This window comes from Paenibacillus assamensis DSM 18201, assembly GCF_000422445.1.
GTDB classification, from domain to species: Bacteria; Bacillota; Bacilli; order Paenibacillales; family Paenibacillaceae; genus Paenibacillus_B; species Paenibacillus_B assamensis.
In genome coordinates this window covers 51190-63632 of the sequence record NZ_AULU01000006.1, presented here as the reverse complement: position 1 = coordinate 63632, position 12443 = coordinate 51190, and the positions used below count along the sequence as shown (strand labels likewise).

15 protein-coding genes and 1 other annotated feature are annotated in these 12443 nt (G+C 42.4%); all 15 genes read right to left on the bottom strand.

Features of this window, described 5'->3' with window-relative positions; all coding sequences use genetic code 11:
• Window positions 1-7 precede the first annotated feature (7 nt).
• The gene (gene der, locus H580_RS0103245) at window positions 8-1330 is read right to left on the bottom strand and encodes a ribosome biogenesis GTPase Der (protein WP_028593510.1); all 1323 of its coding nucleotides are present in this window, start codon (window positions 1328-1330) and stop codon (window positions 8-10) included.
• 73 nt (window positions 1331-1403) lie between these two features.
• Window positions 1404-2030: a hypothetical protein gene (locus tag H580_RS0103240; protein WP_028593509.1), complete on the bottom strand. Its 627-nt coding sequence runs from the start codon at window positions 2028-2030 to the stop codon at window positions 1404-1406.
• A gap of 87 nt (window positions 2031-2117) precedes the next feature.
• Window positions 2118-3332: a 30S ribosomal protein S1 gene (rpsA, locus tag H580_RS0103235; RefSeq protein ID WP_028593508.1), complete on the bottom strand. Its 1215-nt coding sequence runs from the start codon at window positions 3330-3332 to the stop codon at window positions 2118-2120.
• Window positions 3333-3473: 141 nt separating this feature from the next.
• On the bottom strand, window positions 3474-4058 hold the full coding sequence (locus tag H580_RS0103230) for a lysophospholipid acyltransferase family protein (RefSeq protein WP_028593507.1): 585 nt from the start codon (window positions 4056-4058) through the stop codon (window positions 3474-3476).
• A 7-nt stretch (window positions 4059-4065) separates the two neighbouring features.
• Window positions 4066-4764, bottom strand: coding sequence for a (d)CMP kinase (cmk, locus tag H580_RS0103225; protein WP_028593506.1), 699 nt, complete (start codon window positions 4762-4764; stop codon window positions 4066-4068).
• Window positions 4765-4948: 184 nt separating this feature from the next.
• Entirely contained in the window at window positions 4949-5203 is a 255-nt protein-coding gene (locus tag H580_RS0103220; RefSeq protein ID WP_028593505.1) for a hypothetical protein, read from the bottom strand.
• A 112-nt stretch (window positions 5204-5315) separates the two neighbouring features.
• Complete coding sequence (locus tag H580_RS0103215) at window positions 5316-5969, bottom strand: flagellar brake protein (RefSeq protein ID WP_028593504.1); 654 nt, start codon at window positions 5967-5969, stop codon at window positions 5316-5318.
• 152 nt (window positions 5970-6121) lie between these two features.
• Window positions 6122-7456, bottom strand: a complete 1335-nt coding sequence (gene ypeB, locus H580_RS0103210) for a germination protein YpeB (RefSeq protein WP_028593503.1) — start codon at window positions 7454-7456, stop codon at window positions 6122-6124.
• Window positions 7457-7555: 99 nt separating this feature from the next.
• A complete protein-coding gene (locus H580_RS26350; RefSeq protein ID WP_169449342.1) occupies window positions 7556-7705 on the bottom strand; it encodes a hypothetical protein in 150 nt (49 codons plus the stop codon).
• Window positions 7706-7758: 53 nt separating this feature from the next.
• Window positions 7759-8469: a glutamic-type intramembrane protease PrsW gene (gene prsW, locus H580_RS0103200; protein ID WP_036604564.1), complete on the bottom strand. Its 711-nt coding sequence runs from the start codon at window positions 8467-8469 to the stop codon at window positions 7759-7761.
• A 232-nt stretch (window positions 8470-8701) separates the two neighbouring features.
• Complete coding sequence (locus H580_RS0103195) at window positions 8702-9316, bottom strand: genetic competence negative regulator (RefSeq protein WP_028593501.1); 615 nt, start codon at window positions 9314-9316, stop codon at window positions 8702-8704.
• A gap of 289 nt (window positions 9317-9605) precedes the next feature.
• Window positions 9606-10055 carry a hypothetical protein gene (locus H580_RS0103190; protein WP_028593500.1) on the bottom strand — a complete coding sequence of 150 codons (450 nt, stop codon included), beginning with the start codon at window positions 10053-10055 and terminating at the stop codon, window positions 9606-9608.
• 34 nt (window positions 10056-10089) lie between these two features.
• Window positions 10090-10989 carry a metallophosphoesterase gene (locus H580_RS23190; RefSeq protein ID WP_051217208.1) on the bottom strand — a complete coding sequence of 300 codons (900 nt, stop codon included), beginning with the start codon at window positions 10987-10989 and terminating at the stop codon, window positions 10090-10092.
• Between the two features lie 3 nt (window positions 10990-10992).
• Window positions 10993-11352, bottom strand: coding sequence for a hypothetical protein (locus tag H580_RS23185; RefSeq protein WP_036604502.1), 360 nt, complete (start codon window positions 11350-11352; stop codon window positions 10993-10995).
• Window positions 11349-11939 carry a CPBP family intramembrane glutamic endopeptidase gene (locus tag H580_RS0103175; RefSeq protein WP_028593499.1) on the bottom strand — a complete coding sequence of 197 codons (591 nt, stop codon included), beginning with the start codon at window positions 11937-11939 and terminating at the stop codon, window positions 11349-11351. Before H580_RS0103175 ends, H580_RS23185 begins: the two co-directional genes overlap by 4 nt.
• A 195-nt stretch (window positions 11940-12134) precedes the next feature.
• Window positions 12135-12385: a binding site (T-box leader), on the top strand.
• Window positions 12386-12443 lie beyond the last annotated feature (58 nt).

The following is a 12443-nucleotide window of genomic DNA, read 5'->3' as shown; positions in this document are numbered from 1 at the left end:
ATCGCTCCTAACTCTCGTCTGATTTGCGGCGCGTGAACAATCGCATCGGCGTTCCCTCAAAGTCAAACGAAGCGCGAATGCGGTTCTCCAGATAACGCTCGTATGAGAAGTGCATAAGCTCTGGATCATTCACAAAAATAACCATCGTAGGCGGTTTGACCGCCACTTGAGTGGCATAGTTAATCCGCAGACGACGACCTTTGTCCGTTGGAGGCGGGTTGTAAGCCACCGCATCAGATATCACGTCGTTAAGCAAGTGGGTCGGAATACGTCTAGCATGTTGTTGCGCTACATGTTGGATAACTGGCAGCAGTTTATGTAAGCGCTGCTTCGTTTTTGCTGACAAGAACACAATTGGTGCATACGTCATAAACAAGAAATTATCACGAATGCTCTGCTCATTTTGATGCATCGTCTTGTCATCTTTCTCAACCGCATCCCATTTGTTCACAACGAATAGTGCTGCTTTGCCCGCTTCATGAGCATAACCAGCGATATGCTTGTCCTGCTCAATGATGCCTTCTTCACCATTAATAACAACCAGTACAACATCTGCTCGTTCAATGGCTTTAAGGGAACGCATTACACTATACTTTTCTGTAGTCTCATATACTTTGCCGCGCTTACGCATACCTGCTGTATCAATAATGACATATTTTTGACCGTCTTTTTCAAACGGTGTATCAATCGCATCACGTGTAGTACCAGCAACTTCACTCACAATAACTCGATCTTCACCTAGAATAGCGTTGACTAGAGAAGACTTACCAACATTCGGACGGCCGATTAATGCTACTTTAATGACATCATCTTCGTACTCATCTTCAGTTAGATCAGGCAGATTTTTAACAACTTCGTCCAACAAATCGCCGATTCCTGTTCCGTGAGAGCCCGATATTGGCACAGGGTCACCGAACCCAAGAGAATAGAATTCGTAAATATCATCCATGCGTTTCATGTTATCTACCTTGTTAACTGCTAAAATAACAGGTTTACCAGAACGGAATAGAATTTGAGCTACTTCTTCATCCGATTGTGTGACACCGCTTTTAGCTTCACACATAAATACGATAACATCCGCTTCTTCAATCGCCAATTCTGCTTGTACACGAATGGAACGAAGAATATGATCGACGCCGTCAATCTCGATTCCACCTGTATCAATAATGCTGAACGTCTTCCCGTTCCATTCGCCCGACCCATAAATGCGATCTCTAGTAACGCCGGGCTTGTCTTCCACAATTGCCAATCGATCGCCGATGACACGGTTAAAAATGGTCGATTTCCCGACATTCGGCCTTCCGACGATGGCAACAACGGGTTTTGCCATGCAGTTCACTCCTTCATATACCTAAACAATATACACGTACAACATCATATCAGAAAAATCACGGATTGGCTAACTATTCCCGACGCATATACATAACAAACCGCTCCGCATAAAGTACAACTAATGCACTGAAACGACATATCACATAGGTCATCCACCATTCATCAGCCGTTGATAATGTACCAAATAACATAACAAGTGTTGCTTTATCACGCAATTGCAGCAGCCATTCCTTACACAGAAGAACACCTGTTACAACGATAAATGAACGACTCGCTGACGAGTACATAAGACCTACAACTAGTCCAACAATTACACTTATCAACAGCGGAGTAAACGAAGTTGCCCACGTATCTCCTGCTTCACGTAATAAGTCTACGATCAACCAAAGTGCGGCAATAATCGATATCTGACCACAAAGCACGATGGAGTCTGAAAGCGTCATGCCTGATCGCCAAAGCTGCACGAACATGACTACGGCAACGAGACAGATAAGCAGCCATCCTAAATCCCAAATGGTTTCACCTACTCTTAGCTGCAGTCCAGTTACCCATAACCAAGTCCCAATACCAAGTATGAGCACATAACTTGACGCATGAGGTAAAATCACTTGTCTCCAGCCAGTAAATACAAGAATGATGGAACAGACCGCACATAAGGCAGCGACGGTCCCCGGCACCGAGGCAAGCTGTAGCCCCATCTTACATCCCTCCATTCTATGTTAGGATGGGATAAAGAAGGACAAAATAAACGGCAACCCAGAAGAGGATTGCCGTTCGTTTACATCTTATTTTAAGTTGTTCAACTTGTCGCCAAATCGTTCAGCCAATGTAAAGCTCATTGTTTCGTTGCTCAAAGAAACGTTTGGATTGTTCAGCTCTTCTTTTACCTTCTTCTCCGGCTTCTCACTAGGAGCTGGTGCCTCTTCTGTTTCTTTGATACTTAGACTAACACGTTTCTCAGCCGGATTAAAGTCTAGTACTTTAACCTGAACCTCTTGGCCTTCCTTCAATACTTCGTGCGGTGTGCCAATATGACGATGTGAAATTTGGGAAATGTGCACCAATCCTTCTACACCTGCTGCTACTTCGACGAAAGCGCCGAATGCAACCAAACGTTTTACAACACCCGTCAGCACATCTCCGATATTAATGGAGCCACCAGCTTGTTCCCAAGGTCCAGGTTGAGTAGCTTTCATACTCAAGCTGATTTTTCCATTTGAAGGGTCAACCTTAAGTACTTTAACTCGTACTTGCTGGCCCTCTTGAACAACATCAGCAGGCTTCTCAACATGCTGCCAAGCTAACTCGGACACGTGTACAAGACCATCTACACCGCCTACATCAACAAATGCGCCGAATTGGGTTAAGCGTTGAACCGTACCTTCAAGTTCTTGACCTTCTTTAAGGCCTTCGATGACTTGCTTTTTATTTGCTTCGAACTCTTCGTCAAGCACATCTTTCTGAGAAAGAATAAGCTTGTTGTTCTCGCGGTCAATTTCTTTAACTTTCACACGCAACGTACGGCCTTTATAATCGCTGAAATCTTCTACAAAATGACGCTCTACCATGGAAGCTGGGATAAAGGCACGCACGCCAACATCTGCTACAATGCCACCTTTAACAACATCTGCAACCGTTACTTCGAATACTTCTTTGTTATCAAAGCGCGCTTGCAATGTTTCCCAAGCAGACTCACTATCGATCATACGTTTCGACAAAATCAAGCTTTCTTTGCCATCATTAATGCTGACAACTTTAGCTTCAACTTCTTGACCAATTGTTACAGCATCAGAAGCTTTCTCTACTGATACCGAAGATAATTCACGAACGGGAATAATACCATCGTATTTATATCCAATACTTACATATGCTTGATTGTCATCAATCTTGACAATCGTGCCTTTGACGGTATCTCCTTTTTTCAAAGTCACGATGTTGTCCACCGTTTGTTCAGTAGCACTTTCAGTTACGGTTTCAACTTGTTTCGTTTCTTCAGACATGTCCATACCTCCTCGATTAGAACCCCATTTATAGAAAGCTGCTTAATGTAGCAGCGCCCATAACAAATCGGCTTACAAATAAGCTCGAAAATAATACCAATAGTATGAAACGTAGATCTTGAATTCATGCATAAACGAAAGCTATTGCGACTCGGAATCGATCAGAGCATAGATGTGCTGCATAATCCGATCCGTCGCTTGCTCTAGCATATCGCTATCTTTAGCATCAAGCAAATCTTGCATATCAATAGGCGGACCATAAGTTACGGTAACCTTACCAAACAACTTATACGAACCGGAAATAGCAACTGGAACAACTGCTGCACCACTTTTAAGAGCAATCATGGCTGCCCCCTTCTTAGCTGCAACATCCCCAGACATATTACGAGTTCCTTCGGGAAATATCCCCATAATTTCGCCTGAGCGAAGTACTTGGAAGGCTGTCTTGATTGCATCCTTACCTACACCGCCACGCTTGACTGGAAAAGCGCCCAGTGCTGAAATCATTGAGCCAAGAACAGGTACTTTAAACAGTTCCGCCTTAGCCATAAATCGAACTTTTCGCTTTAGAGCAATACCGATAGTAGGAGGATCAAAGTTACTTATATGATTGGCACATAATACAACGCCACCTGTATGTGGCACATGATGCTTCCCTTTCACTTCCAATCGGAAGAAAAAGCGATAAAGAACGTATAAAAGATTTTTACAGAATGTATAGAACATATGCCTATCACTCACCATCCAATAAGGAGTTAGCTTGCTTAACCATGCGTTGAACAATCTCATCAATGCTCATATAAGTTGTGTCCAACAACATAGCGTCGTCGGCTTGCTTTAATGGTGAGATAGCGCGTGTCGCATCCTGATGATCACGTTCGGCAATGTCCTTTATGAGCTGTTCCATCGTAATTTGCTCTTTCCCCTGCCATTCCACATAGCGTCGGCGAGCTCTCTCTTCCACCGTAGCAGTTAAGAACCACTTCTGCTCTGCATGAGGAAGCACATGAGTTCCAATGTCTCTGCCATCCATAACCGTTCCTTTGCGTTCCGCAAGTTGACGCTGCATATGTACGAGCGTCTCACGAATTAACGCAATTTGAGCGAATTTAGAGGCTTGAAGACTTACTTCAGGTGTACGAATTAATTCCGTAACATCCTCGCCATTTAACGATATGGATTGACGATCTTCTCCAGGTATGAGTTCCACCTGTAACCGCTTCATTTCCTCGATAGCTCGTTCAGGCTCGTCTGGAGAAATGCCTCTCCGGTTCATATGTAACGCAACAGCTCGATACATGGCTCCTGTATCAATATAAATATAACCCAGTTCACGAGCAACATGCCGTGCAACTGTACTTTTGCCTGCGCCTGCTGGCCCGTCGATGGCAATATTGATTCTTGTTTGAGTGGATCGTGACGCTTGCTTCAACGAGTCTACCCCTTTCTACCTGATAACACTTCACTATGTTTCATGCGCTTCAATAAAAAAGCAGGCATTGCCTGCAGACGTAAAAATTATACCACACCTTACAAAAAGGATGCAAAAGGCCCAAAGACCGATATGAATGGTGAAAACAGCACGAAACTTACTCATTAGTCATCTTCTACATTTATTATTTGTAGGGAACGCCTTCAAGTCTTTCTACTTTACTAAACCAGCTCCTACACTTAGGAATATGCATACTAACTTGAGTAACAACTCCTAACAAACTAACGATCAAGAGCAATTTCAACAGCTTCGAACTCCAATTGTCAATCTGATAAAGCAATTGGCGTTGAGCAGCATTATCATCGACTTCATCACGTTCTTCACATTCCTTAGTCGGCTCAGAACAGATAGGCAATTGCTCCTGCGAATTGTTAGTCATCTCCACACCCCTAACCTCACAATAAGTGGAATTAGTGTGCGGTAATACGAGCTAACTTATGTATAATCATTTTATGTATATAGATTTACAATTTCGTTCTGCGCTACTATGTTTACACTCGGCGTTGAACGAGCTGTCTTTCAAAGCAAAAACGAATTATCTTCTGCTGGTCAGTAGCGCTTATTTGATGGAACTTGATCATGTTTAATCTGTTTGCAGTCGATTCATCCTTCTGCACAATACGAATCACTTCAGCCACAAAAGGAATATGTTCATACTCACCACTTCGGAAAGGAACAACCATCCAGCAATGTATTTGTTCCTCTAATTGTAACGTTTCATTTTGTTTGGGTACGATGAACGATATTCCACCACCACTTATATCTTCTGTAATAGCCAACAGCTTTTGACCGCCGCTCGTACGAATCGCAATTTCCAATTCAGCATTTACTCGTAAAAAAGAACGCTGGTGGGTCGAACGAATATCTTCAGCAGCCGGCATTCTTATGCCAAACATTCTTACACCAGCTTCTTTTCTAGCAACGATGTTCGACATAAATTGAAACACTGCTCCTTCGTGTTTACTATAGCGAATTTGCAGTACTTCTGTATTCACAAATATTCCGTACTTGCCTGTATCGTGATTAAGTGGAATTTCGATCCAGATGTGAGAATCATCCAAATCCAACACACGGGCCTTATAATCCCCTGGATGATTGGCAGAATCAGTTTGAATAATTAAAGTATCATTAATAGTTGGAAACATAATTGGACTCCCCTCCGTCCTAATTATACCATTCCTGTACCTTTTGCTCCATAAATATATAGTATAAAAGTCACAGATATACACAAAAAATCGCCCCATCCTATAGATAGGGCGATTCCCATAGATTTCCGTTTCCTTCATTGTCTTTACTATTATTTCAATGTCTCAATAGACTCTTCCTCGCCCGTATCTGCATTGATAAAGACTCGGTATTTTTGACTTCCTTGTTTGCCAACAAATTCATAGCACAGCACTGACTTGGACAATTCATTTTTGATAACCGCTAAGTTGCTGTCCTCGATAATGATATCTTTATTAAGTCGTTTTAGCGCTTCTTTCTCTGTTAGCTTAGGCTTCAAGGAGACAGATTTCACTTCCTCTGCTCCATAAAGATAATCGGCTGCCTGAATCCCTGTAATATCACCATTATCCAATGCTACTCTTACTTGAATTTTTTGTGGATATAAATAAACATCTTGCTTTTCAGGGACAAATGTGAAGCTTGCGATATTTTGGTGATCATGATATCGAACTGCCTCAAAATCTTGGTACCCGTGCTTCTCTAAATACTTTTCAGCTTTGGATTCAGCAGTCTCAATGGACACGCGAGAACCTTTCACAGTCCTTGTATCCATATAAGACATCGGTTGACCTTGCTTCGTAAAGTCAATCATAATGCCGCCGTCTCCATGCTTATGATCAGCACTTACCGTATAAGTTTCGTGCTCTTGGCTATTGCCGTTCTTTTTGACGCGAACATTGGTAACAGAATGCGGTTTCATTAATTCCAGTGCTTTCTTCTTCATTTCTTCTTGTGTGGCTGGCGGACCTTGCAGCATTCTTACAGATCGCTTCGTATAGATACTGGAGACAGATGGCCCCCAATTAATTTCCGGATATTCAGTTACTTTTTTATCAACCGTCTTAAAACCATCGATAATTGTATTATCCGCCTGCTCATTTTCTGTTGCCATCGCTACTTCTACATCCATCCAGCGGAGGTTGTTACTAAGTACTTTTGTACGCACCTGTTCAAGATCTTTTGCTATTGTAGCCGAGTTCGCATAGAGTGTCTTCAACGTCTTGAGTTCCTCATCTGACAGTGGTTCTTTTGTCATATCGCGTACAGCTGCGCGGTACGAGAAATTAGATATGCGAGACAAGAAATCTTCTGTTTCACTAAAAGGAAGCAAGGTCAATGGCAATTGATTAATCTCATTTTGAGCTTCGCTAGTTAAGCGCCACACATTAACTAGTCCTTTGCGCTGCATTCCTTGTGAAGATGAATGGACAGCCAACGTCTGACCAATTTGGTCGTGAAGTTTATCCACATGGAACGTCAAATCATGGAACGCTCGCTGGTACTGATTTTCGGCCTTAAGCAAAATTGCATTTTTTTCTTGATTCTCTTGATACCCCCACACTACCGCTCCAATAAGCAAAAGCGTGACGATCGGAAACATCACGGCACTAAATCGTTTATACATCGTACAAACGTCTCCTTTCACAGCTCCAAGTTAATCGTGTTAGTATTGTGCTGGAAATGGATTCAGATTATACATACCATGGAATCTCTTCGTCACGCTCTATTCAGCTTGTTCTTCTACCGCAAAATGCTCCCGATTATCACATAAGCACTGCTTAAAACCTGTTTCGATCTTGCCCTTTTCACGCTTGCCTCGCAGGATAAACTTTTCTCCGCATAAATTGCATCTTATCGTCACTTTAACTCGCATAGGAACACTCCCTCCACGGAATGAACAGTACGAGTTCATTATTTCCATTTTTTCTATGGTCTAAACCGACTCGGATCCTCTTCATGCTTTACCATACGAAGCGGTGAACCTGCATTCGCCTTCCTCACCTTCCCCATACCAAAATACCAGAGGAATATCATTAAAGGCACAACAAACCACAGCCAGTATTTAGTCATTGTCATTAAAATAATGTCATACACACCGTGCCAGAACAATGGAACGAGGAACGAAAAAGCCAGCAACTTCTTTTTGTCCTTTTGCAATGTGAATTTGCTTTTTCCCATGTAGTAGCCCATTAGAACACCAAAGAGCGCATGACCAGATACAGGCAACAAGGCGCGCATTAGCAAATAAGCAAAAGACGCCTGATTCAGCCATGCATAAAGAACATTCTCAATTGTTGCAAATCCTAAAGAAATAGCTACTGCATACAAAATCCCATCATAATGTTCGTCAAATTCTACATGGTTGTAAATCATATGGTACAGGACGAACCACTTTACTCCTTCCTCAACGAAGGCAGATATGACGAATGAAAATACAAATGGCTGTTTTCCCCATGACAATACTAGTCCATGCTGAATAATCATAATCGGCAAAACGATTAGAAATCCGATTAGGAATAAGCGAATTACTACATGAATGGGTTCAGCATGATACCGATCCTTCAAATAAAAATAAACCAAAAGTGCAATTCCAGGAGCTACTGCTGCCGTAATAATAGAAAATAAAGGGGTGGACATTTCATTTGACTGTATTGTACTCATTGTTAAGGACATCTCGTGAAACATATTTAACACAGCCATCGCTAACCTCCTACGGAATCACATGCTGCAACCAACAGTGTCCATATCCAACTGCTATGCATATACTAGCAACATATTGTATTTATTTTAGGACGATATGAAACATGTCATTACTCAAAAAAAGAGCCTCGATCATGGACCGAGGACTCTTACTAAATTAGACATACACTTATGTCCCGCGCGGTTTGAAGTATTCGCACGTCAAGGTGATTGCATTCTCAGGCATAATGCAAGACCCATACTCTTCCAACACTGCAGTCGTTACTGAGGTCGCCTCTCCGAACTCCGCTAGCAAAGCGACAAGCGCTTGCAAACGGCTCTGTTCTATGGAAGCGCCGTCCAAATGATACATATACTGACCATTATATAGGTATAGTGCCCCCGACACGTCAAATCGACCATTGACTTCGTGAGCCGCATCAATAAAATGTTCAAAGTCACGGAAAGCAAACAACACAGTATCGCTCTCCTCTAACGTAACTTCCATTTCATATACGCCTTCCATATCTTCATCGTCATGACTTGAAATATTCAAGTTATCAAGACGAGTGCGAGTAACAATAACAACCATCCCTTGTGCTGGCATTGCAAATACTTCAACTGCTAGCGGGCCTGTCGCGTCAAATCCGAGTTCAGTATAAGCCTGATCCATCATCTCCGCAAACAGATCCTGTAGCTTTGACATTTCACGCCACAGATCATCCCGCTGGATCCCGCGCTCTGATAAATCATCAAACGTAAGGAAAATACGAATCTTATCTTGACTTAAACGTTCGATTTTCATGACAGGACCCTCCTTTACAACATCGGTTATAACAGATTATGAAGCAACATATAATATGTGCTGAAAATAGTTCTATGTAATTCATGTTATCATGGTTTCCAACGTTTTGCACGTATTAAAATGATCTTCCATGATCAATATCATACGCGATAAAACATAAAAAGCCACTTCTGATCTTATCAGAAGTGGCTTCTTCTTGGCTTGTAACGCCATTGTTTCGTTATTCAACTCATGAACTATGCTTCCGCCGTATTCGTTTGGCACGAGGCACACGTTCGTTCTTACGCTTTCAATGAGACGATTGATGATGTGCAGAAGTTTTGTGGCTCGACTTTGCAGCTTCAGCCACTACAGCAGGCACATGGGCTTCACTTGTACCTAAAGCGTGTGAAGCTCCACTTTCTCGCAGAATGGCATCTACTTGACGCTTTACTTCCGGGTCCCGTTCAATCAATTCCTTAATTTGTTCAAGACGCGGAGTATGTTGCTCTTTCACTACAGCAGACGTCACAGCCTGACTTGTTTTCGCCAGAGTGTTTCCAACAGTGCTTGTCCCTTGAGCGAATGACTCAATCGCTGTTTCTACAACTTGATTTTTCGCCTTGCCTACTACATCATTTACTACATCTCCTGCAGTTTGCAGCTTTGCCTGCAATTGCTCAAACGAGCGGCGATCCGCCAAATAAATACCAGCCAATGCCCCAATAGTCAATCCTGTAAGAAACGTGGTTACCCTCACTACTGTTCCCTCCTTGTTATGATAGGATCAGTTCTTAGTGTGGGTTGAATTCTCTATCCACATGCGCTTCAAATAAAGGAAGCTGTGGGGATCGCCGTAATGTAATAAAGTGACCCTGAGGCTTTGCATTCCATCGGAGGGGCACATGTGATGTACCGAATCCATTGCTAACGAACAACTTGTAGACGTGAGCCGGTACATGATCGGATATTATTTCATACCAACCGGACAAATATCGACGATAAAAATCGTTTAATCTTAACGGTCCATATATCGGTAATCTAATTTGTCCACCATGGGTGTGCCCTGTCAATACCAGCTTTACATAAGAAGGTAGCTTTTCAAGAATTACTACTGGATCATGAGCTAAGACGATGGCACAGTTTGCATCTGAATTGGATGATGTAAACGCAGCGTTCACATTAGCGTGCCCGCTGCTGCTGTCGCCGATTCCACAAATCCAGATCGATTCCCCATCCTTCTCAAAGCGTACTGCTGTGTTGTCTACTATTTGAACTCCAGCTTCTATCAGTTCAGCATCCAACTGGGCTGTATTACATTTGTGATCATGGTTACCATGTACCATTACGACAGGCCCGATCTTCTTTAATTGTTCAACGCTTGTCATAACCTGTTCAATGGACACACCATTTTCGATAATGTCACCGCCTAACAACACAAGCTCTGCACTAGGATAATGTCCAACAATGCTTACATGTTCAGCAGTGAACGGCCTTCTATGCAAATCAGTAATCAAGAATAGCCTTACACCATCCCAAGGATGCGGTAAATCATCCACAAATACTTCTTCTTCTGTAACGGTAAAACTGCTTGCTTCCTTTTTCATGTAAAGCACAAGCAATATCAATATGAGACCCGCACCACTGATAGCTGTGCTTACAACTAGTAAAATCTCGGCAGCAAGGCCCTTCATCCGTTACGATCCCTCCACAATTTGACGTCCCCAAATTAATAAAGCAACTAATAAGACAACAAACAAAATAAATAAAATATTATAAAACCACTTAGACAATCGTCCAGAGCTTGATGGATACAACGCACTGCGTGGAGGAAGTGTACGATCTTCTTCTTCCCTAGCTGTAATTAACTCATGTAATGCTTCAGCAGGCAAACCTTGTTCCTTAGTCTCCTCTGCCTGAACTTCTGTATCGTTTTTTTTCAGTAGCCTTAGTGCTTTTAGCGCTTGGCTGCTGCCCTGTTCTGACATCCCGTACGTTCTACGTCTCTGAGGGGTTGATTCCATATCTGTTCTATAACGTTGTTCTTGCCCGGTCATGCTTCCCTCCGATAACGCAATATTAATCCCATAACAAAATCAATTGCAAAATGTGCCATAATCGGCGCCCACAGTGATCCTGTCCATTCATACATAAGGCCCATCGCATAGCTAATACTAAACACAAGAGCGGTTGGTACCCAATGTCGTAAATATCGAACATGTATAGCTGCAAACAAAATACTCGTCCAATAAGGTCCTAGTGCAAATTGAATTGCACCACGAAACAGCAGCTCCTCACAAATACTGACGATCAGAGCTATAATAAATATATGCCAGACTGGCCGTTCACGGAACAGTCGTTCATTTACACCCCCATCATCGGTAACATCATCGGGAATGAATCGGGAGATTAACAAGTCAACGACAATAACAATTGCAGCTAAGCCTATCCCCCATAACCACGGCTGCGCGTGATTGGGAAACTGTAGCAGTTCAAATGGACTGCGCTGTTGCAACCATATCCATACAATCCCTATGATAAGTGTAATCGCTTGAGTCAGATATAAATTCAACAGTAACGTTCGATCATCCAATTCGCCAATTCGTGCTTGCTGTTCTTTGAACGCTTTCCACTTTTGTTTCATTCCATCCCTACTGTTCTATGTAGCTTATGGCTATTCTTGTCGAGAATAGACCATAAATGTATCATATCAAATTCGAGAATAATCGCACAACTACAGGAATTAGGAAGCAATTTGACAACTTCTGCGAATTTGGCAATTGTTATGATTGACACGAATTATGAACCGTGTTAAAGTTAGAAAAAATTTCATGTTCGTAAAAGTACGATGAAGGAAACGAGCAGTCATGAAGCTTACAGAGAGCCGATGGAAGGTGCGAATCGGTGGTGGATGATCTTGCTCTAGCGTTCCCGAGTAATTGGACTGAAACTTTCTATTTCTCATGAGAATTAGTAGGTTCAATCGGCTAGAATCCGTTACCATTCTCATCTCGTAAGAGATAACAAGGTTGACCGTGCGAACGGACAACGAACTAGGGTGGCACCACGATCTAAACTCTCGTCCCTTACTACGGAAGTAGTATGTGGATGAGAGTTTTTTTATATTTTTCATGATTATGTAGGTATA

Excerpts from the sequence above, each read along its gene's own strand:
- der (WP_028593510.1), bottom strand. The coding sequence starts at position 1,330 with ATGGCAAAACCCGTTGTTGCCATCGTCGGAAGGCCGAATGTCGGGAAA.
- H580_RS0103240 (WP_028593509.1), bottom strand. The coding sequence starts at position 2,030 with ATGGGGCTACAGCTTGCCTCGGTGCCGGGGACCGTCGCTGCCTTATGT.
- rpsA (WP_028593508.1), bottom strand. The coding sequence starts at position 3,332 with ATGTCTGAAGAAACGAAACAAGTTGAAACCGTAACTGAAAGTGCTACT.
- H580_RS0103230 (WP_028593507.1), bottom strand. The coding sequence starts at position 4,058 with ATGTTCTATACATTCTGTAAAAATCTTTTATACGTTCTTTATCGCTTT.
- H580_RS0103220 (WP_028593505.1), bottom strand. The coding sequence starts at position 5,203 with ATGACTAACAATTCGCAGGAGCAATTGCCTATCTGTTCTGAGCCGACT.
- H580_RS0103215 (WP_028593504.1), bottom strand. The coding sequence starts at position 5,969 with ATGTTTCCAACTATTAATGATACTTTAATTATTCAAACTGATTCTGCC.
- ypeB (WP_028593503.1), bottom strand. The coding sequence starts at position 7,456 with ATGTATAAACGATTTAGTGCCGTGATGTTTCCGATCGTCACGCTTTTG.
- H580_RS26350 (WP_169449342.1), bottom strand. The coding sequence starts at position 7,705 with ATGCGAGTTAAAGTGACGATAAGATGCAATTTATGCGGAGAAAAGTTT.
- prsW (WP_036604564.1), bottom strand. The coding sequence starts at position 8,469 with ATGTCCACCCCTTTATTTTCTATTATTACGGCAGCAGTAGCTCCTGGA.
- H580_RS0103195 (WP_028593501.1), bottom strand. The coding sequence starts at position 9,316 with ATGAAAATCGAACGTTTAAGTCAAGATAAGATTCGTATTTTCCTTACG.
- H580_RS23190 (WP_051217208.1), bottom strand. The coding sequence starts at position 10,989 with ATGAAGGGCCTTGCTGCCGAGATTTTACTAGTTGTAAGCACAGCTATC.
- H580_RS23185 (WP_036604502.1), bottom strand. The coding sequence starts at position 11,352 with ATGACCGGGCAAGAACAACGTTATAGAACAGATATGGAATCAACCCCT.
- H580_RS0103175 (WP_028593499.1), bottom strand. The coding sequence starts at position 11,939 with ATGAAACAAAAGTGGAAAGCGTTCAAAGAACAGCAAGCACGAATTGGC.